This is a genomic window from Bacillus salipaludis, assembly GCF_030938565.1.
Taxonomy (GTDB): domain Bacteria; phylum Bacillota; class Bacilli; order Bacillales; family Cytobacillaceae; genus Neobacillus; species Neobacillus salipaludis_A.
The window spans coordinates 755,328-778,514 of sequence record NZ_JAVGVR010000001.1; the positions used below are offsets into that span (position 1 = coordinate 755,328).

General features: G+C 39.5%; 21 protein-coding genes, 2 tRNA genes, 1 rRNA gene and 1 pseudogene. 19 read left to right on the forward strand and 6 right to left on the reverse strand.

Annotated elements, in window-relative coordinates; translation table 11 throughout:
• Window positions 1-92 precede the first annotated feature (92 nt).
• The 8 genes from rrf (at window position 93) to RCG21_RS03820 (ending at window position 3,758) form a co-directional block, all read left to right on the forward strand.
• Window positions 93-209: ribosomal RNA gene (gene rrf / locus RCG21_RS03785) — 5S ribosomal RNA — on the forward strand.
• A 65-nt stretch (window positions 210-274) separates the two neighbouring features.
• Window positions 275-348: transfer RNA gene (locus RCG21_RS03790), tRNA-Met, on the forward strand.
• Between the two features lie 3 nt (window positions 349-351).
• Window positions 352-425 (forward strand) — tRNA-Asp (locus RCG21_RS03795).
• 166 nt (window positions 426-591) lie between these two features.
• A complete protein-coding gene (gene tsaE, locus RCG21_RS03800) occupies window positions 592-1,047 on the forward strand; it encodes a tRNA (adenosine(37)-N6)-threonylcarbamoyltransferase complex ATPase subunit type 1 TsaE (RefSeq protein WP_133340645.1) in 456 nt (151 codons plus the stop codon).
• Window positions 1,044-1,757, forward strand: a complete 714-nt coding sequence (tsaB, locus tag RCG21_RS03805) for a tRNA (adenosine(37)-N6)-threonylcarbamoyltransferase complex dimerization subunit type 1 TsaB (RefSeq protein ID WP_133340643.1) — start codon at window positions 1,044-1,046, stop codon at window positions 1,755-1,757. The genes tsaE and tsaB overlap by 4 nt, the downstream gene beginning before the upstream one ends.
• A gap of 6 nt (window positions 1,758-1,763) precedes the next feature.
• Entirely contained in the window at window positions 1,764-2,213 is a 450-nt protein-coding gene (gene rimI, locus RCG21_RS03810; protein ID WP_133340641.1) for a ribosomal protein S18-alanine N-acetyltransferase, read from the forward strand.
• Window positions 2,210-3,235: a tRNA (adenosine(37)-N6)-threonylcarbamoyltransferase complex transferase subunit TsaD gene (gene tsaD / locus RCG21_RS03815; RefSeq protein ID WP_133340639.1), complete on the forward strand. Its 1,026-nt coding sequence runs from the start codon at window positions 2,210-2,212 to the stop codon at window positions 3,233-3,235. The genes rimI and tsaD overlap by 4 nt, the downstream gene beginning before the upstream one ends.
• 268 nt (window positions 3,236-3,503) lie before the next feature.
• Complete coding sequence (locus RCG21_RS03820) at window positions 3,504-3,758, forward strand: hypothetical protein (RefSeq protein WP_308912883.1); 255 nt, start codon at window positions 3,504-3,506, stop codon at window positions 3,756-3,758.
• A 1,656-nt stretch (window positions 3,759-5,414) separates the two neighbouring features.
• Here the strand turns inward: RCG21_RS03820 and RCG21_RS03825 are convergent.
• Window positions 5,415-7,340 (reverse strand): ABC-F family ATP-binding cassette domain-containing protein, encoded by a 1,926-nt coding sequence (locus RCG21_RS03825; protein WP_133339675.1) that lies wholly within the window; start codon window positions 7,338-7,340, stop codon window positions 5,415-5,417.
• 190 nt (window positions 7,341-7,530) lie between these two features.
• Here RCG21_RS03825 and moaC point away from each other — a divergent pair, with 190 nt between their 5' ends.
• The 6 genes and pseudogenes from moaC (at window position 7,531) to RCG21_RS03855 (ending at window position 12,448) form a co-directional block, all read left to right on the forward strand.
• Window positions 7,531-8,025, forward strand: coding sequence for a cyclic pyranopterin monophosphate synthase MoaC (gene moaC, locus RCG21_RS03830; protein ID WP_133339673.1), 495 nt, complete (start codon window positions 7,531-7,533; stop codon window positions 8,023-8,025).
• 40 nt (window positions 8,026-8,065) lie between these two features.
• Complete coding sequence (locus RCG21_RS03835; RefSeq protein WP_133339671.1) at window positions 8,066-8,719, forward strand: redox-sensing transcriptional repressor Rex; 654 nt, start codon at window positions 8,066-8,068, stop codon at window positions 8,717-8,719.
• A gap of 116 nt (window positions 8,720-8,835) precedes the next feature.
• Window positions 8,836-9,459, forward strand: a complete 624-nt coding sequence (locus RCG21_RS03840) for a YhbD family protein (RefSeq protein ID WP_133339669.1) — start codon at window positions 8,836-8,838, stop codon at window positions 9,457-9,459.
• A 12-nt stretch (window positions 9,460-9,471) separates the two neighbouring features.
• A complete protein-coding gene (locus tag RCG21_RS03845) occupies window positions 9,472-10,188 on the forward strand; it encodes a bactofilin family protein (RefSeq protein ID WP_133339667.1) in 717 nt (238 codons plus the stop codon).
• Window positions 10,189-10,206: 18 nt separating this feature from the next.
• Window positions 10,207-10,917, forward strand: a complete 711-nt coding sequence (locus RCG21_RS03850) for a cytoplasmic protein (protein ID WP_133339665.1) — start codon at window positions 10,207-10,209, stop codon at window positions 10,915-10,917.
• A gap of 11 nt (window positions 10,918-10,928) precedes the next feature.
• A pseudogene (locus RCG21_RS03855) lies at window positions 10,929-12,448 on the forward strand (MDR family MFS transporter).
• 211 nt (window positions 12,449-12,659) lie between these two features.
• On the opposite strand, the gene RCG21_RS03860 reads toward RCG21_RS03855, so the two are convergent.
• Entirely contained in the window at window positions 12,660-12,860 is a 201-nt protein-coding gene (locus RCG21_RS03860; protein WP_133339661.1) for a YdiK family protein, read from the reverse strand.
• The gene (locus RCG21_RS03865; RefSeq protein WP_133339659.1) at window positions 12,857-13,576 is read right to left on the reverse strand and encodes a CPBP family intramembrane glutamic endopeptidase; all 720 of its coding nucleotides are present in this window, start codon (window positions 13,574-13,576) and stop codon (window positions 12,857-12,859) included. The genes RCG21_RS03860 and RCG21_RS03865 overlap by 4 nt, the downstream gene beginning before the upstream one ends.
• Before the next feature lie 303 nt (window positions 13,577-13,879).
• Between RCG21_RS03865 and groES the strand changes: the two genes are divergently transcribed.
• Window positions 13,880-14,167, forward strand: a complete 288-nt coding sequence (groES, locus tag RCG21_RS03870) for a co-chaperone GroES (RefSeq protein WP_026573991.1) — start codon at window positions 13,880-13,882, stop codon at window positions 14,165-14,167.
• 51 nt (window positions 14,168-14,218) lie between these two features.
• A complete protein-coding gene (gene groL / locus RCG21_RS03875; protein ID WP_133339657.1) occupies window positions 14,219-15,847 on the forward strand; it encodes a chaperonin GroEL in 1,629 nt (542 codons plus the stop codon).
• A 291-nt stretch (window positions 15,848-16,138) separates the two neighbouring features.
• On the opposite strand, the gene RCG21_RS03880 is transcribed toward groL, so the two are convergent.
• Window positions 16,139-17,311, reverse strand: coding sequence for an MFS transporter (locus tag RCG21_RS03880; RefSeq protein ID WP_133339655.1), 1,173 nt, complete (start codon window positions 17,309-17,311; stop codon window positions 16,139-16,141).
• Between the two features lie 80 nt (window positions 17,312-17,391).
• On the opposite strand from RCG21_RS03880, the gene yeiL reads away from it, so the two are divergent.
• The 3 genes from yeiL to RCG21_RS03895 all read left to right on the forward strand — a co-directional run bounded on the left by yeiL (window position 17,392) and on the right by RCG21_RS03895 (window position 20,110).
• Window positions 17,392-18,063: a transcriptional regulator YeiL gene (gene yeiL, locus RCG21_RS03885; RefSeq protein ID WP_133339653.1), complete on the forward strand. Its 672-nt coding sequence runs from the start codon at window positions 17,392-17,394 to the stop codon at window positions 18,061-18,063.
• 724 nt (window positions 18,064-18,787) lie between these two features.
• A complete protein-coding gene (locus tag RCG21_RS03890) occupies window positions 18,788-19,213 on the forward strand; it encodes a hypothetical protein (protein ID WP_133339651.1) in 426 nt (141 codons plus the stop codon).
• A gap of 177 nt (window positions 19,214-19,390) precedes the next feature.
• The gene (locus tag RCG21_RS03895; protein WP_308912884.1) at window positions 19,391-20,110 is read left to right on the forward strand and encodes a hypothetical protein; all 720 of its coding nucleotides are present in this window, start codon (window positions 19,391-19,393) and stop codon (window positions 20,108-20,110) included.
• 530 nt (window positions 20,111-20,640) lie between these two features.
• On the opposite strand, the gene RCG21_RS03900 is transcribed toward RCG21_RS03895, so the two are convergent.
• Window positions 20,641-21,108, reverse strand: a complete 468-nt coding sequence (locus tag RCG21_RS03900; RefSeq protein ID WP_133339647.1) for a hypothetical protein — start codon at window positions 21,106-21,108, stop codon at window positions 20,641-20,643.
• 107 nt (window positions 21,109-21,215) lie between these two features.
• Window positions 21,216-23,153 (reverse strand): outer membrane protein assembly factor BamB family protein, encoded by a 1,938-nt coding sequence (locus RCG21_RS03905; protein WP_133339645.1) that lies wholly within the window; start codon window positions 23,151-23,153, stop codon window positions 21,216-21,218.
• Window positions 23,154-23,187: the final 34 nt, after the last annotated feature.

Below are 23,187 nucleotides of genomic sequence, written 5' to 3' on the forward strand. Positions count from 1 at the left end.
GTCATATGTATTATATGAAGGTGAACTCGTTTTTACTAAAAACTTCTTCTGTATTATCTAGTTTTGAGGGAATGATACCTCAAACTTAATAGTCTGGCAATAATGGCGAGAAGGTCACACCCGTTCCCATACCGAACACGGAAGTTAAGCTTCTCAGCGCCGATGGTAGTTGGGGGCTGTCCCCCTGTGAGAGTAGGACGTTGCCAGGCTGTTATTTTAAATAACATGCATACTTTATTATGTTAAACATATAATAGTATGGTATTAGTATCGTCGCGGGGTGGAGCAGTCTGGTAGCTCGTCGGGCTCATAACCCGAAGGTCGCAGGTTCAAATCCTGCCTCCGCAATTTGGTTTGGTAGTTCAGTTGGTTAGAATGCCTGCCTGTCACGCAGGAGGTCGCGGGTTCGAGTCCCGTCCAGACCGTACATATTGTCTTATAAAAAGAACGAAACCAGGTTTCGTCTTTTTTTATTTAAAAGCATTTGAACAGCCCTTAGATTTTTCATCCTTAGGAGAGATCCTAAGGTTTTTTTGCACATAAATAAGGTAAAATGAAGATAATGACATGTTTATGTAAAAAGGTGATGGAATGAAGCAATACGAACTAAATACAAACGATTCAACTCAAACATTAAGCTTTGCGGCAAAATTGGCTGAACATTTGCTGCCAGGAGATGTTATTACTCTTGAAGGAGATTTGGGCGCAGGTAAAACAACTTTTACAAAAGGATTAGCACAGGGTCTGGGGGTTAAGCGGACCGTAAACAGTCCAACCTTTACAATCATAAAAGAATATGCAGGGAGAATGCCCCTCTATCATATGGATGTGTATCGGGTGGGAGATACTTTTGAAGATCTTGGTTTCGATGAATACTTTGAAGGCGATGGAGTAACAGTAGTGGAATGGGCTCATTTAATTGAAGAGCAGCTTCCATCAGAACGATTGACAATTTTCTTGTACCATGAGAGCCAAGAAAAGAGAAAAATGGTTTTCGTTCCGAAGGGGGAACGATATGAGCAATTATGTAAGGAGATTTTTTCATGACGATTTTAGCAATTGATACTTCTAATTATGCCCTTGGTGTTGCACTTTTAGAAGAAAATCAAGTACTTGGCGAATATATAACGAATTTGAAAAAAAACCATTCCATCCGAATTATGCCTGCTATACAGACGTTAATGCAGGATTGTGACCGTGTACCTGCTGATTTAACGAAAGTGGTCGTGGCAAAGGGACCTGGTTCCTATACGGGTGTTAGAATTGGCGTAACGATTGCTAAAACACTGGCTTGGTCATTGAAAATTCCACTTGTGGGTGTTTCCAGTCTGGAAATTTTAGCTGCTGGAACCGGCCGTTACTTCGATGGCTATGTTTCCCCTTTATTTGATGCCAGAAGGGGACAAGTCTATACAGGATTGTACCAGTATAAGAATGATGAACTTATCCAGGTTGAACAGGACCAGTTAATCATGTTAAACGATTGGGCGCGTTACTTAATAAAAATGGATAAGCCTATTCTCTTTGTCGGCAATGACCTGCCTATTCACCAAGAGGAAATTGCGGAAGCCCTAGGAACTAAGGCTATATATGCAGCAATAACGGAACACAATCCGCGGCCATCTGAACTTGCCTTATTAGGCCAATTTCAATCAGAGGAAGATGTTCATTCTTTTGTACCGAATTATATTCGTTTAGCTGAAGCAGAAGCAAAGTGGTTAGAGGCAAATAGGAAAATTTTTAAAGGACAGGATTAGAGAAATATGGTAGATTCTTTTGTTTTTCGATATATGAGGGAAGAGGATATTGATCAGATATTAGAAGTGGAGCATGCCTCTTTTACGACCCCATGGAGCCGTGAAGCCTTCTATAATGAACTAAATAATAATAAATTTGCAGTCTATATTGTTCTTGAAGAAGATGATAAAATTATCGGCTATTGTGGTGCTTGGATTGTCATCGACGAGGCCCATATAACCAATATTGCCATTCTACCGGGATATCGGGGCAAGAAGCTAGGAGAAGCCTTGCTGCAAAAAATGATGTCTGTGGCTAGAGAAATGGGGGCAAAAAGTATGACCCTGGAAGTGCGTGTAACTAACCAGATTGCCCAATCTCTTTACCGGAAGTTTGGATTTCACAATGGCGGAATCCGAAAAAATTATTATTCCGATAATCAGGAAGATGCTTTAGTAATGTGGGTGAATTTATGAAAAAAGATCAATGGATTTTAGGAATTGAAACAAGTTGTGATGAAACGGCAGTTGCAATCATAAAAAACGGAAGGGAGATTGCCGCTAATATTGTTGCCTCACAAATAGAAAGTCATAAACGATTTGGCGGGGTTGTACCGGAGATTGCCTCAAGACACCATGTGGAGCAAATAACCATTGTTCTTGAAGAAGCATTAGGCCAAGCAAATCTTTCCTTTAAAGATATTGATGCAATTGCTGTGACTGAAGGCCCCGGGTTGGTGGGAGCTTTATTAATCGGTGTCAATGCAGCAAAGGCTCTTGCCTTTGCCCATAATCTTCCGCTTGTACCGGTTCATCATATTGCCGGACATATATATGCCAACTGCTTGGTGACGGAAATGAAATTTCCGCTATTAGCTCTTGTTGTATCAGGCGGGCATACAGAGCTTGTTTACATGAAGGAACATGGCCATTTTGAAGTCATTGGAGAGACAAGGGATGACGCAGCAGGAGAAGCCTATGACAAGGTGGCAAGAACACTTAATCTTCCATATCCAGGGGGACCGCATATCGACCGTCTAGCCCATGAAGGAAGCCCGACCATTAATCTGCCGCGTGCCTGGTTAGAGGAAGGATCTTATGATTTTAGTTTTAGTGGATTAAAGTCGGCAGTTATTAACACTGTCCACAATGCCGAGCAGCGTGGTGAGACCATAACCCCGGAAGATCTTGCAGCTAGTTTTCAAGAAAGCGTGATTGATGTGCTTGTTAAAAAGACGGAAAAAGCTGCTTCTGAATATAACGTGAAACAGGTATTATTAGCAGGCGGGGTTGCAGCAAATAAGGGGCTCAGAAGCGCCTTGGAAAAGGTATTCTCTCATTATCCAGAGATAGAATTGGTTGTCCCTCCAATATCTTTATGCACAGATAATGCTGCGATGATTGCGGCGGCAGGAAGTATTATGTTTGAAAAAGGCGTTCGTGCTGAACTTTCGCTTAATGCAATTCCAGGATTGGAGATTGAATTATATAATGATTAGCTCTTCTGTTTATAAGAAGAGCTTTTTTTGTGGATAAAAAATATTATTCGACATTTCTGGCAATTGAGGTTTAGTGGATAAGTCACTGTAAAGTGTTAATAATGTGGATAACTGGAACATTTACTGTGGATAATGTGGAAAAGGTTGAAAAACAGTGAAGTTGTTACTGTTTATTATGTGAATAAGTCTGTGGAAAAGGTGGACATATTAACATTTTTTAAATTGAAGAGTAAAAAACTATCGCAGTTTCTTAGGATTTTGCCGGAAAATGTCGATTTATTTTGAATATCTTTTGGTATTGTCGAATAATATGTTGATAAATGCTGAAATTTGGTTTAGAGATTTTTTTAGCTTTGTGGAAAAATGTCAAGAGGACAGGGAGTTGTTCTATAAAGGATATTTAAAGTCAACATTACTTAATGGAGGAAAGAAAATACCCTTTAACAAGCCGTTGAAAGCCAAAACGTATAGCAAGGGCTCAGAAAATGGTCTTCATGAGGCGGATGAAAGCCAAAACGCATAGCAAGGGTTAGAAAATGGTCTTCATAAAGCGGATGAAAGCCAAAACGCATAGCAAGGAGTTAGAAAATGGTCTTCATGAAGCGGATGAAAGCCAAAACGCATAGCAAGGGTTAGAAAATGGTCTTCATAAAGCGGATGAAAGCCAAAACGCATAGCAAGGGCTCAGAAAATGGTCTTCATTCCCCGGATGAAAGCCAAAACGCATAGCAAGGGCTTAGAAAATGGTCTTCATAAAGCGGATGAAAGCCAAAACGCATAGCAAGAGCTTAGAAAATGGTCTTCATTCCCCGGATGAAAGCCAAAACGCATAGCAAGGGCTCAGAAAATGGTCATCATTCCCCGGATGAAAGCCAAAACGCATAGCAAGAGCTTAGAAATGGTCATCATTCCCCGGATGAAAGCCAAAACGCATAGCAAGGGCTCAGAAAATGGTCTTCATTCCCCGGATGAAAGCCAAAACGCATAGCAAGGGCTCAGAAAATGGTCTTCATGAGGCGGATGAAAGCCAAAACGCATAGCAAGGGTTAGAAAATGGTCTTCATAAAGCGGATGAAAGCCAAAACGCATAGCAAGGAGTTAGAAAATGGTCTTCATGAAGCGGATGAAAGCCAAAACGCATAGCAAGGGTTAGAAAATGGTCTTCATAAAGCGGATGAAAGCCAAAACGCATAGCAAGGGCTCAGAAAATGGTCTTCATTCCCCGGATGAAAGCCAAAACGTATAGCAAGAGCTTAGAAAATGGTCTTCATTCCCCGGATGAAAGCCAAAACGCATAGCAAGGGCTCAGAAAATGGTGTTCATGAAGCGGATGAAAGCCAGAACGCATAGCAAGGGCTCAGAAAATGGTGTTCATGAAGCGGATGAAAGCCAAAACGCATAGCAAGGGCTCAGAAAATGGTGTTCATGAAGCGGATGAAAGCCAAAACGCATAGCAAGGGCTCAGAAAATGGTCTTCATTCCCCGGATGAAAGCCAAAACGCATAGCAAGGGCTTAGAAAATGGTCTTCATGAAGCGGATGAAAGCCAAAACGTATAGCAAGAGCTTAGAAAATGGTCTTCATTCCCCGGATGAAAGCCAAAACGCATAGCAAGGGCTCAGAAAATGGTGTTCATGAAGCGGATGAAAGCCAGAACGCATAGCAAGGGCTCAGAAAATGGTGTTCATGAAGCGGATGAAAGCCAAAACGCATAGCAAGGGCTCAGAAAATGGTCTTCATTCCCCGGATGAAAGCCAAAACGCATAGCAAGGGCTCAGAAAATGGTGTTCATGAAGCGGATGAAAGCCAAAACGCATAGCAAGGGCTCAGAAAATGGTCTTCATTCCCCGGATGAAAGCCAAAACGCATAGCAAGGGCTCAGAAAATGGTGTTCATGAAGCGGATGAAAGCCAAAACACATAGCAAGGGGTTAGAAAATGGTCTTCATAAAGCGGATGAAAGCCAAAACGCATAGCAAGGGCTCAGAAAATGGTCTTCATTCCCCGGATGAAAGCCAAAACGCATAGCAAGGGCTTAGAAAATGGTCTTCATGAAGCGAATGAAAGCCAAAACACATCACAAGAGCTTAGAAAATGGTCCTCATAAAGCCAATGAAGTCCAAAATACCCTAAAAACTAACAAAAAAGTCCTTCACCACTCGGATGAAGGACCAACTCATTTTATTCGGCAAGCTCTGCCCACTCTTCCATTAAATGTTCGAGTTCCGCTTTTGCTTTTTCATTCAACTGGGTAATTTCTAACACCCTTTCGTGATCCTGGAAAACATCCGGGTCACATAATTGCTCCTCATAACTTTGAATTTGTTCCTCAAGGCCCTCAATTTTTATCTCAATATCTTCTAACTTGCGCTTGCGCTGCCGTTCGAGCTTCTTACTTTCTTTATCCTGTTGATAAATGCTCTTCTCAGAAGCGTCCTCCTGTCCGGCTTTTTTAGCAGCAGCCGAAGCCGCAGCCTCAAGTGCCGCAATCTCTTCCTGTTCCAGTTTCTTCTCTAAATAATAATCATAATCGCCCAGATACTCTAAACTGCCATGACGGCTTAGCTCAACAACCTTTGTAGCGATACGGTTAATAAAATATCTGTCATGGGAAACAAACAAAATTGTACCTGGATAATCGATTAAAGCATTCTCAAGAACTTCCTTGCTATCCAAATCGAGATGGTTGGTAGGTTCGTCCAAAATTAATAGATTAGCCTTTTCCAGCATTAATTTCGCAAGAGCAAGCCGTGCTTTCTCGCCACCGCTCAAGGTAGAAACAATTTTTAAAACATCATCCCCGGAAAATAAGAAATTACCCAAAACTGTGCGAATTTCCTTTTCGCTTTTTAGTGGATAATCATCCCACAGTTCATTTAACACACGCTTATTGGAGGTTAATTCCGCTTGTTCTTGGTCATAATAACCAATTGAAAGATTTGTCCCATAAAGGATATTTCCGGCTAATACAGGAAGTTTCCTAATGAGTGTTTTTAATAGCGTCGATTTTCCAATTCCATTAGGGCCCACCAGGGCGATGCTTTCGCCCCGAAATACTCGAAAGGAAATTCCCTCTGAAATTCTTTCGCCGTCATATCCGACAGCAAGAGAATCGAAGGTTAGGACATCATTTCCACTTTGCTTCTCAATTTCAAACGAGAAGGAAGCTGATTTTTCATCCCCTAACGGTCGATCGATTACATCCATCTTTTCAAGTTTTTTTCGTCGGCTCTGGGCTCGTTTCGTTGTCGAGGCCCTTGCTAAATTCTTCTGGATAAAATCTTGTAGATTGGCAATTTCCTGTTGCTGTTTTTCATAAAGCTTCAGGTCACGTTCATAATTTGCCGCTTTTTGTTCAAGGTAAGAACTATAATTGCCTGTATATCTTTGGATTTGCTTTCGAGAAACCTCGTAGACCTGTGTCACAACCTTGTCCAAAAAATAGCGGTCATGGGATACAATTAGAATTGCCCCATCGTAGCTTTGCAAATATTGCTCCAGCCAGGAGAGGGTATCAATATCTAGATGGTTGGTAGGTTCGTCTAAAATTAAAATATCCGGCTTGGTTAGCAGCAATTTCCCTAAGGCCAAACGGGTTTTTTGACCGCCGCTTAAAGACGCTATCATTAAGGAATAATCAGGGAAATTTAACCCGTGCAACACGGAGCGAATATCCGCCTCATACTGGTATCCACCCTGTTCCTTAAATTTCACCTGAAGCTGGTCATAGTCTTTTAGAATCCTCTCATATTTGCTTGTATCTGCGATTGCAGCAGGGTCTGCCATTTGTTCTTCAAGCTGTCTTAAATTTTTTTCCATCGCGCGCAATGGTTCAAATACAGTCAGCATTTCTTCCCAAATGGACAAATTAGACTCTAAACCCGTATTTTGCGCTAAATACCCAATGGTCACTTCTTTTGGTTTGATGATTTCTCCGCCATCATGTGACAGGTGCCCGGCGATAATTTTTAACAACGTCGACTTTCCCGCGCCGTTTCGTCCAACTAAAGCGACACGGTCCCGTGTTTGTAATTCCAGTTTTATATTCGATAAAATAAGGTCAGCACCATAATATTTTGCTAATTGATTCACTTGCAATAAAATCATTGTTTTTTTCACCTCTATTACATAGAAATAGTGTACCGTATTCCTAGAGTGTCGGCAATAAAACGCAGGCCGCAAAGGGTGCATTGGCCCAAAATGTTGGAAAAATGTTAAAAATATAGGAATGATTCGCTCAAAGTTTCACACACATAGACTGAAAAATAGTGTATGATTTGAAAGGAGGAATTTTTATATGGCAGAATTTACTCACTTTAATGAAGAGGGCAGAGCAAAAATGGTGGACGTTAGTAATAAACCGGAGACTGCCCGCACCGCATTAGCTCATTCCAGTATTACCGTCAGTAAAGAAATATTTGATAAAATTACCCACAATGAGATGAAAAAAGGAGATGTCCTAGCAGTAGCCCAGGTTGCCGGTATTATGGCGGCCAAAAAGACATGGGATATTATTCCGATGTGTCATCCGATTCCATTAACAGGGGTGAATATTTCTTTTTCCTGGGAACCTGATCAGCAAGAGATGTATAAATTAGGTATTGCCGTATCCGTTAAAACAAAAGGGAATACAGGTGTTGAAATGGAAGCGCTAACAGCTGCATCTGCTTGTGCTCTGACCGTCTATGATATGTGTAAAGCAATTGATAAGGGCATGGTGATTGGACCGACTTATTTAGTAGAAAAAACCGGCGGTAAAAACGGCGATTTTAAAAGAACTAATGTTTTTTAAAATATGAACGAAATTAATTATGCGGGGGTGCAGGAGGAATATGACAAACGAAACAATGAAAATTCCACAAGCAACAGCAAAGCGACTACCCTTATATTATCGATTTATTCAAAATCTGTATGCTTCAGGGAAACAGAGAGTTTCCTCAGCAGAATTAAGTGAAGCGGTAAAAGTGGATTCAGCAACAATCCGCAGAGATTTTTCCTATTTTGGCGCCCTTGGGAAAAAAGGTTATGGCTACAATGTGAATTATTTACTAACCTTTTTCCGAAAGACATTGGACCAGGATGAATTAACAAAGGTTGCATTAATCGGCGTTGGTAATCTTGGAACAGCATTTTTAAACTACAATTTCTTAAAAAATAATAATACAAAAATTACGTGCGCCTTTGATGTGGACCCGAATAAAATGGGTACGACCATCGGGGATGTCCCGGTCTATCATATGGATGATTTAGAGAAGTATATTACGGAGGAAAATGTTCAGGTTGCGATTCTAACCGTTCCTGCTCCAGTGGCGCAGATCATTACGGACCGGCTTGTGAGTGCTGAGGTGAAAGGAATCTTAAATTTCACACCCGCCCGTTTAAATATACCATCTTCCATTAGGGTTCATCACATCGACCTTGCCGTAGAGCTTCAATCACTTGTTTACTTTTTAAAGCATTACCCAACAGCGGAAATAGCAGAATAAATTTGAGAATCAACCTTTCCATGAAAATGGGAAGGTTTTTTTATTCGATAAAACAAAGCTACCTTTACAACGTAACAGTGTTATGTTACATTAAAAACAAGAAAGGGGCCATTACAATGAACGAGGAGTTAATATCGAAAAAAGAATTATTGGAATTAGCAGGAATCTCCTATGGGCAGCTGTATAGGTGGAAACGCAAGGACTTGATCCCGGAGGATTGGTTTATCCGGAAATCAACGTTTACCGGACAGGAAACCTTTTTTCCAAAAGAAAAAATCTTAGAACGAATCAATAAAATTCAAACGATGAAAGAAAATCTATCACTGGATGAACTTGCCGATATGTTTTCTCCCAATATATCTGACTTAAATTTAACTAAAGATGATTTAATAAGGCGTAACATTGTTTCAGAAACGGTTATAAATTTTTACTTAGAGAATGAAAATGGCAGTTTACAATTTAGTTTTTCAAGAATGCTTGAAGTGTTTGTGTTAGAAAAGCTGTTGCAATCAGGTCAAATTAATCTCGAAGAAGGAAAAATGGTACTCCAGGTATTAAAGGATCAAGCATCAATGATCAAGCAAAAAAGTGCCGAACTGGTGATTACTAGAAAGTTGGGGGTATCCTCCTGTCTTTTGTTAATCAATACAGAGTCCTTTCATTTTGAACGAGGAATGAAAATTGTTGCTCAGCTGTCGCTAATGGCCTGTATGGAAGAAATGAAATCGAAATTATTATAAAGGAGAATGGGAATGGAGATGCAAAAAAGGGGAGACCTGGTTATAAATGGCTTCGGGGCATCGAATGGCGGACAGTTTCATCAGGTAACACTCAACGGAAAGGGAACGGTAAACAGCGATGTCGAATGTAAGGGATTTGAATGTAATGGAACAGGGACGGTCAAGGGGAACATCCACACTGAAATTGCCAAAATTAATGGGATGGCCAAAATAGGTGGAACCGTTGCGGCTAAAGACCTTTCTATTGATGGCACTGCAAAAATTGGAAAAAACCTATTAGTTGAAAAACTTAAGGTTTCAGGAAAAGCTTCTGTTGGCGGTAAAGTCAAAGCAGAAGAAATAAAGGTAAAAGGAAAGCTGACAGTGGGAGAGGATTGTGAGGCAGAACTTTTCAAGGCTGAATCGATGTTTACGATTGGCGGTCTGTTAAATGCGGATGAAGTGGATATTAAGATTTTTGGAGAGTGCCAGGCGAAGGAAATTGGCGGGCAATCGATTGTTGTGAAATATAAGCCGTCTTGGCTGGGGTTATTTAAATCTCTTTTTCAAACTCAATTAAGGGTGGAAATCATTGAGGGCGATATGATCCAACTTGAAAATACGAAGGCTGCAGTAGTGCGGGGAAACCATGTAACCATTGGCCAAAATTGTGAAATTGACGTTGTCGAATATACAGATGAACTTTCTATTGATTCAAGTGCTGTTGTGGGCGAAAGCAAAAAAATGTAATGAGGGGGGATAAGGGAGATGAAAAGTAAAGAAAATCTAATTATTAACGGCTCAGGGAGCTATCCCGGCGGACGATATGATAAAATCAGTGTCCGCGGCGAGGGTACGATCGTTGATGATGTTGAAGCTTCCGTGTTTAAGGTTTATGGAACGACAGAGGTTGCGGAAAATCTCAAAACAGGTTCGATGAAGGTTTTAGGTGAGGCAGAGGTAAAAGGGAATGCCGAGTTAGAAGATTTGCTGGTAATGGGTACAATGGAAATTGGCGGCAAAGCTTATTTGAAAAAAATAAAAATCCTGGGAACACTTGATGTTAGAGAAAGCCTTAATGGTGATACAGCCAATGTTAAAGGCAGTATTGCAGTTGCAGGCGATGTTGAATATGAAACGTTCGATTCAAGTGGCGGGTTTGAAATCAAAGGGTTATTAAATGCTGATACGATTAAAATTTCTTTACGGTTCGGGGAAAGCCGTGCGGAGGAAATCGGCGGCGGGAAAATCACGATAAAAAGAAAAAGAAACTCTCTTTTACCTTTTGTAGGTGAGGAAGGTACCCTTACAGCAAAGGTGATTGAAGGAGACGACCTTTATTTAGAAAATACGAAAGCAGAAACTGTAAGAGGAAATACGGTCAAAATTGGACCCGGCTGCACAATCGGATTGGTAGAGTATAAAGATGATTTTATACAAGATTCAAATGCAACAGTAAAAACGTCGAAGAAAATTTAAAGGAGAATGGGATGGAAGCGAAAAATAGTAAATTAGGATTTGTGGTAGCTGGTCTGCTGCTCGGAATATTGATGGCGTCAATGGATAATACCATTGTTGTAACGGCAATGCCAACGATTGTCGGCGACCTCGGAGGGCTTGAGAACTTTGTATGGGTGGTATCCGCCTATATGGTAGCGGAGATGGCAGGGATGCCGATTTTCGGTAAATTGTCGGATATGTATGGTCGGAAAAGGTTTTTTATCATGGGGTTGATTTTGTTTATGGCTGGCTCGATTTTATGTGGGACAGCAGAAACAATTACCCAACTAAGTGTGTATCGCGCGATTCAGGGAGTCGGCGGGGGGGCACTTGTTCCGATTGCGTTTACCATTATGTTTGACTTGTTTCCTCCCGAAAGGCGCGGGAAAATGGGCGGACTGTTCGGAGCAGTTTTCGGTCTCTCCAGTATTTTTGGACCCCTGTTAGGGGCGTATATTACCGACCATATTAGCTGGCATTGGATTTTCTATATCAATTTGCCCCTTGGGATTCTCTCGTTTATTTTTATCATTGCCTTCTATAAGGAATCTCCTATTCATCAAAAGCAGGCGATTGATTGGTGGGGCGCTGTTACATTGATTGGGGCCGTTGTCTGCTTAATGTTTGCTCTTGAGCTGGGGGACAGAAATATGATTGGAATTCAAGTACGATAATAAGTTTATTTATGGGATTTGCGGTCCTATTTCTCATCTTTTTGTTTGTGGAGACGAGGGCAAAGGACCCAATTATATCGTTCACGATGTTCCGGCATCGCCTCTTTGCCGGCAGTACGCTAGTTGGTTTATTTTATGGAGCTGCATTTATGGCAGCAACTGTTTATATACCAATTTTTGTTCAAGGTGTTTATGGCGGAAGTGCTACAAATTCAGGGTTAATCCTCTTGCCGATGATGCTTGGGTCGGTGGTAACGGCACAAGTCGGTGGTTTTTTAACCACGAAGTTAAGCTACCGCAATATCATGTTTTTATCTAGTGTGATTTTAATAGCAGGGATTTTATTATTAAGCACCTTAACCGTTGATACAAGCAGATGGGTACTTACCCTTTATATGGTTATCATTGGTTTTGGGGTGGGATTTTCTTTCTCCGTGTTAAGCATGGCGGCGATTCATCCGTTTGGAATGCAGCAGAGGGGCTCTGCAACCTCCACAAGCAACTTTATCCGCTCTTTGGGGATGACGATTGGAATTACGATTTTTGGTTCGATTCAGCGGAATAGCTTTAAAGGAAATCTAGAAGATGCTTTTGCTGGAATGGGACCCATGCCAAAAGACGGATTTGGTGATTCACGTGCATTATTGCAAGAGCAGGCACGAAGCCACATACCGCCGCAAATTTTAGAAAAAATCACTGAGGCCCTCTCAAGTTCCATTGTTCAAACCTTTACATGGGCTCTCGTTCCGGCTGGAATAGCGTTTCTTCTCATTTTTACAATGGGGAAAGAACGGATGGTGTTGAAAAAGGAAGTTGGTGCTGAAAGAGAAATTTGAGGGAAAATCGATACGCAGATAAATAGGGGAGGAACGCAGATAAAATAGCGCTTATCGCAGATAAATCGTTGATTATCGCAGATAAAGATCATTTAATCGCAGATAAAAATTTTTCACCGGAAAAAAGCTATCGAAATTACTAGTTTATTACACAAAAACGTCTATTTTCTATTAAAAAAAGTTGCCCAAACATAATTTGGGTCAACTTTTTTTATTTTTTCAACTGATCCTTATACTTCTTATAAAAGAAAAATAATTTAAGGCTGGAGCCGAAATCAAATGTGGCTAATATGACAAGCAGATAGCTAAAAAATCCCCAGCCATTTTGATTTACATCATGTATGGCGAAATATGTAAATAAACTTCCGAGCAGGAAGTAAATCACGCTGGAAAACAAGGGTGAACGTCTCATAAAAATCCTCCGATAAAGTTTTGCATCGACTCTGCATCCCGGATTAATCTTTCAATATCGTCTTTGTAAGCGGATTGAACAATGACAACCATTGTATTCATTGTCACATGAGCAAAAATCGGTACTAAGATATGTTTTGTTTTTACATAAAGAAAGGCGAAAGTAAAGCCCATTGCGGAATAAAGGAGAATATGCTCCAGTTCCATATGCGCTAAAGCAAAAATGACCGAGCTAATGATAGCCGATATAAAAAAGTTAAAACGTTTATGCAGCGTGCCGAAAAGGATTTTCCGAAACACTATTTCTTCTAAAATCGGACCGAAAATAGAACTGACCAGGATGGCAAGTGGGAACTCCTCAATAATATGAATAATATCCTTTGTGTTCTCTGAGCCCATTTCGATACCAATCAACCGTTCAATATTTGCTGCGATCGCTTGTGCAAATAGTGCTAAGAAGACACCAAAAATTGCCCAAATAATCGAGAGACCCAAAGAGGTTCCTCTTTCATTCCGATTGCTCCGCATTTCTTTCCGTAAAATAATAAGCGTAATAATAAGTGCTAAGGAAAAGCTGATCACCAGCCAAACTGGTACTGCAAGCCTCCCGCTGATTCCGGATAATTTAAAGCCGTACATAAGTAATGGGACTCCTGCAAGACTTGAAAACTGCATGGCAATATAAACAATTAAGATTATCCAATATTCCCGTTTCAACTAATTCTCTCCTTTTAACATCCACTCAAAGTTTTTCTGCGTATTCTTCATTTTACTCTTAAAACCAGTCTTGTTTCAATTTAGAAACTTTTTATAAAAGAAATGTATAGATTTTCATTGGCATCATATACTTGTAAGGTTGTACAAAAATACTTTCGTTTTTATATTTTTTTATGAAAAAATATATACATCAAACTTGCAAAAGATTGTCAAATTCATTATTATAATAATTGTGTTAGCACTCATGTATGAGGAGTGCTAATAATGTCAGAATTACATATATTTTTGAGGAGGTTGTTTGATTTGTTAAGACCATTAGGTGATCGCATTGTCATTGAGCTTGTTGAATCAGAAGAAAAAACTGCAAGCGGTATTGTTTTACCAGACTCAGCTAAAGAAAAGCCTCAGGAAGGAAAAGTTGTTGCAGTAGGTACTGGCCGTGTGCTTGAAAATGGCGAGCGTGTAGCACTTGAAGTTTCTGTAGGCGATCGTATTATCTTCTCAAAGTATGCTGGTACAGAAGTGAAATACCAGGGTACAGAATATTTATTACTACGTGAAAGTGATGTCCTTGCTGTTATCGGCGAATAAGGAAAATTAAAAAATATAGTTTTTATAAATTCAGAGGAGGTTTTTTGAACAATGGCTAAAGAGATTATGTTTAGTGAAGAAGCGCGCCGCGCAATGCTACGTGGTGTAGATACACTTGCAAATGCAGTAAAAGTAACTCTTGGACCTAAAGGACGCAACGTGGTTCTTGAGAAAAAATTTGGTTCACCTTTAATCACAAATGACGGTGTAACCATCGCTAAAGAAATCGAATTAGAAGATGCATTCGAAAACATGGGTGCAAAGCTCGTTGCTGAAGTAGCAAGCAAAACAAACGATGTTGCCGGTGACGGTACAACTACTGCAACAGTTCTTGCTCAAGCGATGATTCGTGAAGGCTTAAAGAACGTAACTGCTGGTGCAAACCCAATGGGAATCCGTAAAGGGATTGAAAAAGCAGTTGCTGCGGCAGTTGGTGAATTAAAATCAATTTCAAAACAAATTGAAGGAAAAGAGTCTATCGCACAAGTAGCCGCTATTTCTTCTGATGATACTGAAGTAGGTCAATTAATCGCTGAAGCAATGGAGCGTGTTGGCAACGATGGTGTTATCACTATTGAAGAATCAAAAGGTTTCACAACTGAGCTAGATGTTGTGGAAGGTATGCAATTTGACCGCGGATATGTTTCAGCTTACATGGTAACGAATACCGATAAAATGGAAGCTGTATTAGAAAATCCATATATCTTAATCACTGATAAGAAAATCTCCAGCATTCAAGAAATCTTACCAGTTCTTGAGCAAGTCGTTCAACAAGGTAAACCATTATTATTGATTGCTGAAGATATCGAAGGTGAAGCATTATCTACATTAGTAGTGAACAAGCTTCGCGGAACATTCAATGCAGTTGCTGTTAAGGCTCCGGGCTTTGGTGACCGTCGTAAAGCAATGCTTGAAGATATCGCTGCATTAACTGGCGGTGAAGTAATCACAGAAGAACTTGGCCGTGACCTTAAAACTGCAACTATCACATCTTTAGGACGTGCTTCTAAGGTTGTTGTGACAAAAGAAAACACAACAATCGTTGAAGGTGCTGGTGCAACTGAGGAAATCCAAGCTCGTGTGAACCAAATCCGTGTACAATTAGAAGAAACGACTTCTGAATTTGACCGTGAAAAATTACAAGAGCGTTTAGCTAAATTAGCTGGCGGTGTAGCAGTAATCAAAGTTGGTGCTGCAACTGAAACAGAATTAAAAGAGCGTAAGCTTCGTATCGAGGATGCTTTGAATGCGACTCGTGCAGCTGTTGAAGAAGGGATCGTATCCGGTGGTGGTGTTGCCCTTCTAAATGTGTACAGCAAGGTTGCTGAACTTCAAGCTGAAGGTGATATCGCTACAGGTATCAACATCGTATTACGTGCGATGGAAGAGCCAGTTCGCACAATCGCTCAAAATGCTGGCCTTGAAGGATCTGTTATCGTTGATCGCTTAAAGCGTGAAGCAGTCGGCACAGGCTTCAATGCTGCTACTGGCGAGTGGGTAAACATGATCGAAGCTGGTATCGTTGACCCAACGAAAGTAACTCGTTCTGCTCTTCAAAATGCAGCATCTGTTGCGGCTATGTTCTTAACAACTGAAGCAGTTGTGGCTGATAAGCCAGAACCAGCTGGTCCTGCAATGCCTGACATGGGCGGCATGGGTGGAATGGGCGGCATGATGTAAGGCTTTTGAGCCCTACATTTGAGAAATAGTTATAGCTATTTTCCCCCCATTTTGAGAAGTAGTTATGTAAAAAATTATATCAATAGCAATAACCACTTCCTATAAAATTTAGGGAGTGGTTTTTTTTGCTCAAATTTGCATTTCAGGACTTTTTAGAAGACAGAAGGTTTAACAATCCAGAAAAACATAAGAAATTATCAAACACTGCTTGGAGAATTTGTGAATTATGGTATTGAACATGAGGTAGTAAAGGTGGAGGACATAATCTACAGTCATGTTCGACAATATCTATTAATAAATAGAAATTAACCCTTCCTTTCTAAGTTCCACTTTTCGATATATAACCGCAAGCAACATTGATGGTATGGTACAAACAAGCATTCCGATAAAGGCATATCTTGGCCCAATTTCGTATAAATAGCCACCAAAAAATGTGAACATTGCAGTACTCCAACTAAGTGCAAGCGCTGAATACATGCCTTGTGCTTTCGGAATCTGTGCGGGTTTAATATTTTTGATCAAATATTTTATAAAGGCATAATGCCCCATTGCAAATGAGCATGCATGCAAAGATTGTGTAATACAGAATACAATGACATTAGGAAAGGAAAATACTAGTAACCATCGTATGGTGGAACCTAGTGCCGCCAGTGTTAACAAGGATCCAATTGACCGCTGAAAGCACTTGTCGGCAATGGAAAAGAAAATGATCTCTGCTAATACGGCGATGTTAAGAATGAGTCCAATCAAGTACTTTGGTGCATGGATTTCCTGTAAAAAGATATAGCCATAGCTGTAATAAGAGGCGTGGGCTGCTTGTAATAAAATCACGATAACAAGCACTAACCCAAAGTGTTTTATACGGAATAAACTCATCATTCCGTGTTTTTTATTTTGATCCATTTTCGGTTTTTTCGATAAAATAACCGGTGAATTCATAAAACCTAGAAATAGGTAAATCAGTGTCCCTAGTAACAGGGCCCATAAGATTACTTCATCACCCAATGCCCCTGTAAACAAAGTTAAGGTCATGCCAGCCACAACAAATCCGATTGAACCAAATGAACGGCTCTTGCCGTAATCCACTAATTGTTTATTTTGTACAAGTGTTCCTGCTGCACTATCTAAAGCTGGCATTAATGCTGGATAAAAGAAATGTAAAAGTAAGGTAGCTAAAAGTAAGCCAGGAAAGGAAGTTGCCGGGATATAACTCAAAAGGCTGATGATTGTACCAATGGACATTGCATTTAATAATGTTTTACTACTGAATTTTTCCGAGAAATAAGGAAATGCGATCAAAGTAGAGAGACCTCTAGCAACCAATCCTAGACTCATAATCAAACTAGCTTGTGAAACGGTAATCCCTTTTGTATGGATCATCCATCCGGTCCAATACGGTAGAAAAATACCCCAAGTCATAAAAAAACTAAAAAATTGACTACTCATCCAACGTTGTGTGTTCATTTTTATCACCCCATTGGTTGCATAATATCATTAAGATTTTTACAATAATATGAGATATCTCATATTTTAAGAGGTGATATATGGAAATTTATAAAAATGATAAAAGACAGCTCTATCTGGAAGAACACTCCATCGCACATTTGTTTTCATTTCCGATCAAAGAGTTTTTACAAATTCACGAATATCAACGGGATGAATGGATTATTCAAGAAGGTATGAGACCGTATTTTCTATTTTATGTTATTAAAGGAAAAGCAAAAATATATGTGACACATCAAAATGGGAAAGTTTCCTTAATTAATTTTATCAATGCAAATGACTACATTGGGGAAATGGAATTATTAAATGACGTGTACTATACCAAAGGGATTCAAGCCTCGACTCAGACCATTTGTTTTGCTCTTCCTTTTCACCACTATCGAACACAATTGCTGGAAGATACGAAATTTCTACGTGAATTAACCAAATTTCTAAGTGTAAAAGCATCACTATTGGCCGCAAGATATTCTCAAAGTCTTGCTTTCCCACTTGAAAACCGGCTTGCGGATTTTATTTTGGAAACTGCAGATGAAGGCGTTTATAAGGAGAAACACGTAACGGTTTGTGATTATTTGGGCGTATCCTATCGGCACTTATTACATGTGCTTACACAATTTTGCGATAAAAGGTATTTGCAGAAAAAAGGACGGAACTATCAAATTAAACAGTACCATTCTCTATATGATCTTGCACAGCTATTGAAGCATAAGTAACCATTTAACAGAATGAAAAAATGGGGGGATAAATATCAATGACTTTATGAATCTATTTAATTTAATTTTATGCTCTAACCAATGGGCGGCATAATGTAATAAATCTTATAAACCCCTTAATAGAAAGGTTTTAAAGTCAATAAAGGTTTCTTTGTCCTCCTTTTATAAATTGACAAGTGAGTGTAAAGAAAACCCGCCCTGCAACAGAAGGCCTTTCATCAGCTTACTAAATTGGTGAGAGGCCTTTTTTCCATTCTACATAAATAAATCCACTGCGATTAAATAAATCCCCTCAAAAGTAATTTAGTTTCCATTTCCAATAAGGAATTTTAAGAAATCACTTAAAAAAAATGACTATGTTAAAGAACAATGTTGATTTTTAACCAAAGTTGATTGGAGCGGAAACCAACAACCAATTTTAATAGAGCCAAAATAGATCCTTTCCCGGTTCAGCGGTACAGTTTAGTTCAATAACAAATTGTGATAAATGACTCTTGTCACATTATGCAGCGTATATTAATGTTAAAACGACTGCAATGTGACAATTTTATATTTGTTTGGGAAAAGGCAGCTGCTTTCGTAAGAATTCATTTAATAAATTACTATAGAAGATAGAATGCTTCAATTTAGATTAAAACAACTTTATGGTAAAGATATATTATATTTAAGCAAGATCAGGTTCACTTGCGATTGCTGAAAATGTTTTTTGGAAGGGTGAAGAAAAATGCTTTATATGTGGAATATTGAGAAGATCATTAAAAGTACATTACAAGAGCTCAAATTTAATATAAATGTTGAATCCAGCAATAAACTCACTGCACCGATGAGTTATAACGTAGCGACAAATACGATAAAGTTTAACTACCTGCAAATTAACGGATATAACGGTAAGCTTAACTTTAAGATTAAAGAAACAGATGAAAACTTTGTGAAACTTATTCTTTATCTTCAGCTTGGTTATTATTTAGAATTTAGGAAAAATACAAGAGTTTTAAAGACTCTCATTTATGGTGAAGAGAAAGAAAAGGAACAGCTTTTAGCAGAAATCGAAGAGAATGCTTGGGAATATGGAAGAACACTGGTACCTGAATACCTATTGAAAGCATATGATCAAGTACGTGAATTGAATAAACTTTTGTTAAAAAACTGAAGGAGGTTAAAGGGACAGTTCTACCACTTCGCCTCTAATAGTTACTTTTAGTTATCTCTAAAAGGAATCAGCATGAACGGGGTTGATCGGCTCTTTTTTTGTTTCGAATCGTTTGGCGATATAACACTTGAAAATAAATCTAAAAACCTTCACATTTAATAGAAAAGGAGATACGATATGCGACGCGATATACAACCTAATGAAAGAGCTTTCACTTCTAAGGAAGTGGCAGAAGAAGTGGGGATTGCAACACCTACTGTCCGAAAGTATGGCCAAATCTTAGAGCGGAATGGATATGAGTTTTTAAAAGATGGTGATCGGCGTATATTTGTTCAATCTGACATAGGAGCGCTTATAGCGTTACGCGATACGGACAAGCCTCTAGACGATACAGCTAAAGACCTTGCGTATCAACAAAAGGAAAGATTAGAAGGGTCCAATGAAACAGAGATCTCAACAACCGATACATACGAACATCTACCCAAAGACCCCAATCAATTAAAAGAGATTTTAATGTTTTTAGTGAATGAATTGGCAGCCGCGCGTGAAATGAATGGCCAACTGACAAACGATATGTCTCAGCTTAAAATAACGGTTTCCCGGCTCCAGCAAGATCATCATGTTATAAGTTCTACTATTGGAAATTCAGCGCAAAAAACTCAAGCTAAAATTGAAAAATTAACTGAACAACAAAAGAACCATTACGAAACATTGCTTCAACAAGAAATACAAAAAAGTGAATTCTTACAAAAAGAAATACAAAATTTGCGGGACGAACAGAAAAGAGAATGGAGTTCGCAAAATGATTTTAATAAACGTTTAGAACAAGCGATACAAAAGCCTAAAGAAAAATGGGGGGATTTTTCTCCATATTCCGAAAATAAGATGCCTATCTAAGGCTTTTTTTTTTGCTTAACGTTGTAAAAATGTATTAAAAATTTATTTAAGCGATATGCATCTAAACAAAATACAGAACTCGAAGAAAGTGATAAATTATTAGGGACAGGTAGCCTTTGAGGAATTCAATTAAAATAGTGTTATCCTTAATAGGGATATTTAGATTTGGTCGATTGTATCTTCGTATCGCTGGGCGATATAACGTAAAAATAAATCAAAACCATCTTATATACTAGAAATGGTGAGTAAGGGGCTGATTGGCTCTTTTTTGTATCGTATCGCTAGGTGATATAACTTGCAAGCAATCTAAAAACTATTTTTCAATTTTCTACAACTTCCCGGGAAATATCTACAAATTCTGATTAGATATCGACAAAATTAGCAGTTTGTACCTCAATGTTTGTCACTTTCCGCATGAATCAGTTTGATCAATATTGTCTTGTTCTCAATTAAATATCATGTCAAAAAATCAAATCCCGTACCATTTTAAAGGATGATACGGGATGATTTTTGGGTTTCAACATCTTATATTAGAATTCAGCATTATTAAGGACAAATCTAATTGTCCAATCGCCCTTTTGATTGAAAATCCCATGAGTATCAAATGTCATATGAGGACTTTCAGGTCTGTAATGCTGTAGTTGTGCTTCGATTGTTCCTTTATATTCGTTTTTCCCTACCTTTTTAAACGTATCGGAAGTTTCACGAACTAATGTGTGTTCAATCCAAATATGCGGACTTTCCATCAGGCTTCTGGTATTCTGATCAACTTGAACATCCGAATTTGTATGAATGGTATAATTCAGCCTAATGTTTTGACCGTGGTTTACAATGGTATAGCCATCGATTGTTAGCTTGATTCCGTTATCTTCAGCAGAACCTAAGCCCTGATTTTGGGATTCGGCACTGGTCAAAGCAGGGAAGACGAAGCTGATGAGCAAGCAAATGACTAAGGCGAAACTACTGAAACTTACAGTATATTTCGATAGGTTCCTCATTTTACCACCATCCTTTTATTTCGTTTATAAGTTTCACCGCTTTTTTTCCTGAAACAATCTGAGTCCGAATGAAGGAATCGGACTCGGACTGCTTCTTAGAAAACACATTATTTCTTTTTAGATAGCCATTCTGCTAGTGCTTCAGCCTCTGCACCTTTAGCAAGGCCTGCCGGCATGCGGTCGCCGCCGTTTAAGATTTGATTCAATATGTCTTCTTTGGACATCGATTTACCGATGTGTTGAAGGTTTGGAGCAGTTGCGCCCTGAAGATTATCTCCATGACAGGAAACACAACTTTTTTTGTAAACCTTTTCCGGATCGATAACGACATCGGCTTGCCCTTGTAATTTGGCATTTTTATTAGGGGCTGCAGCCTTTTCCTTACCGCCGAGGCCATAGACCACAACCCTCGTTCCACCAGTAATCATCGCGACATATTGTTTGCCGTCAACGGTATAAATGGAAGGCGCCATTTTGATTTGTTTTCCTCCACTTTCCATGCTCCATAATACTTTTCCTTTTTTAATATCGAGAGCATTCACCGTTCCGTCCAATTCACCGTAAAAAGCAAGGCCCGTAGCAGTACTTGTGAATCCGCCATACATTGGATCATCCGTTTTGAGTTGATAAACCTTTTTACCTGTATTAACGTCGATAGCAGTAATAGTACCAGAAGTATCAACGTCATGTGGTAAAGGAAGGATTTTCGTACCAGGGAAGGTATTGTTATCTTTTGCAATCTCTTTCGCATCTTTTGGTGCTAACATTAAATTCGGGTAATTAATACCTGGAATCAGTACATAGTTGGTTTCGGGATCATACGTCTCTGGAGCATAGCTCTCGCCACCTGGCGTACCCGGCCATTGAAGTTTAACTTTACTCTCATCGGTTGGTAGTGCTGAGTGCTGAATTTTGACAAACGGTACACCATCATAAATGGTTTTTCCAGTTTTGGCTTCCCATGCATACCATTTCCCGTTCTTTCCGCCTTCCACTATAATCTTCTGCTTTTTCCCGCCGACCTTGGCATTGAGAACCATCGGTGTCGCGGCAGCGTCATAATCCCATAGATCGTGATCAACTTGGGAGGATGCCCATTTAAATTTCCCAGTTTTACTGTCCAAAGCAACGATGGAATCCGTATATGGATTTTTTCCTTTTCGGTCTGCATCGTAAAAGTCAGGGGCTGGATTCCCTACTGCAAAATACATCATATCGGTATCTGGATCGAACGACATCGGTGTCCATACGGAACCTCCACCCGTATATTTCCCTTTCGCCCAGCCGGTTCCTCTTTCAGGAACGGTCCAAAACGGTTCTTTCCAGAGCGGTTCGAGGCTATCTGCTTTAAATGCCCAAACGAAGCCTCGAGTACCATTATCACCGCCGCTGCTTCCAACGTAAATGTTTCCATCATAATACATGGGAGCTGAAGATTCATAGTATCGGTTTTCTAATTTAATGGAGGGAACATGATCCCAGAAGTTAACCATTTTTTCCAGTTTTCCGGTTTTGGCATCAAGTTTGGCCAGCCGATTGTCAATCATCAAGACATATACCTTTCCATTGGCCACTGCGACACCTCTGCTTGCCACGTTGGATTGCCATGGCAAACTATTTAGGTGGTCAAGTACCTCCTTGGGAGGTGTCCATGCCCAAAGTTTCTTTCCGCTTGCGGCATCAATTGCAAACACATGGTTTTTTGCACTCGTTACATACATGACCCCATTTTGTACAACAGGGAAATCCTCTTGTAAATTCGGAACATCCTTATTCCATTCCACGATATCCTGCTGCCAAACAATCCCCATCTTTTTTACATTATCTTTTGTAATCTCTTTATAGGGCACATGTCGGGTATGTTGAATGTCATAACCCCAATTTGGGAATCCTGTCTCCTTTACCTGGTTTGTCTGGTTGGACTGGTTGGATTCCTTGGTCTCTTCCTTGTTATTTGTATTGTTCTTGTTATTATTCGATTGACAGCCAACAAGGACCATACTGGCCAACAAAACCGAACCTGTTGCCTTTAAAAAACGTTTCACGAAAATACCTCCTCACACTGTGAACTCTTAATAT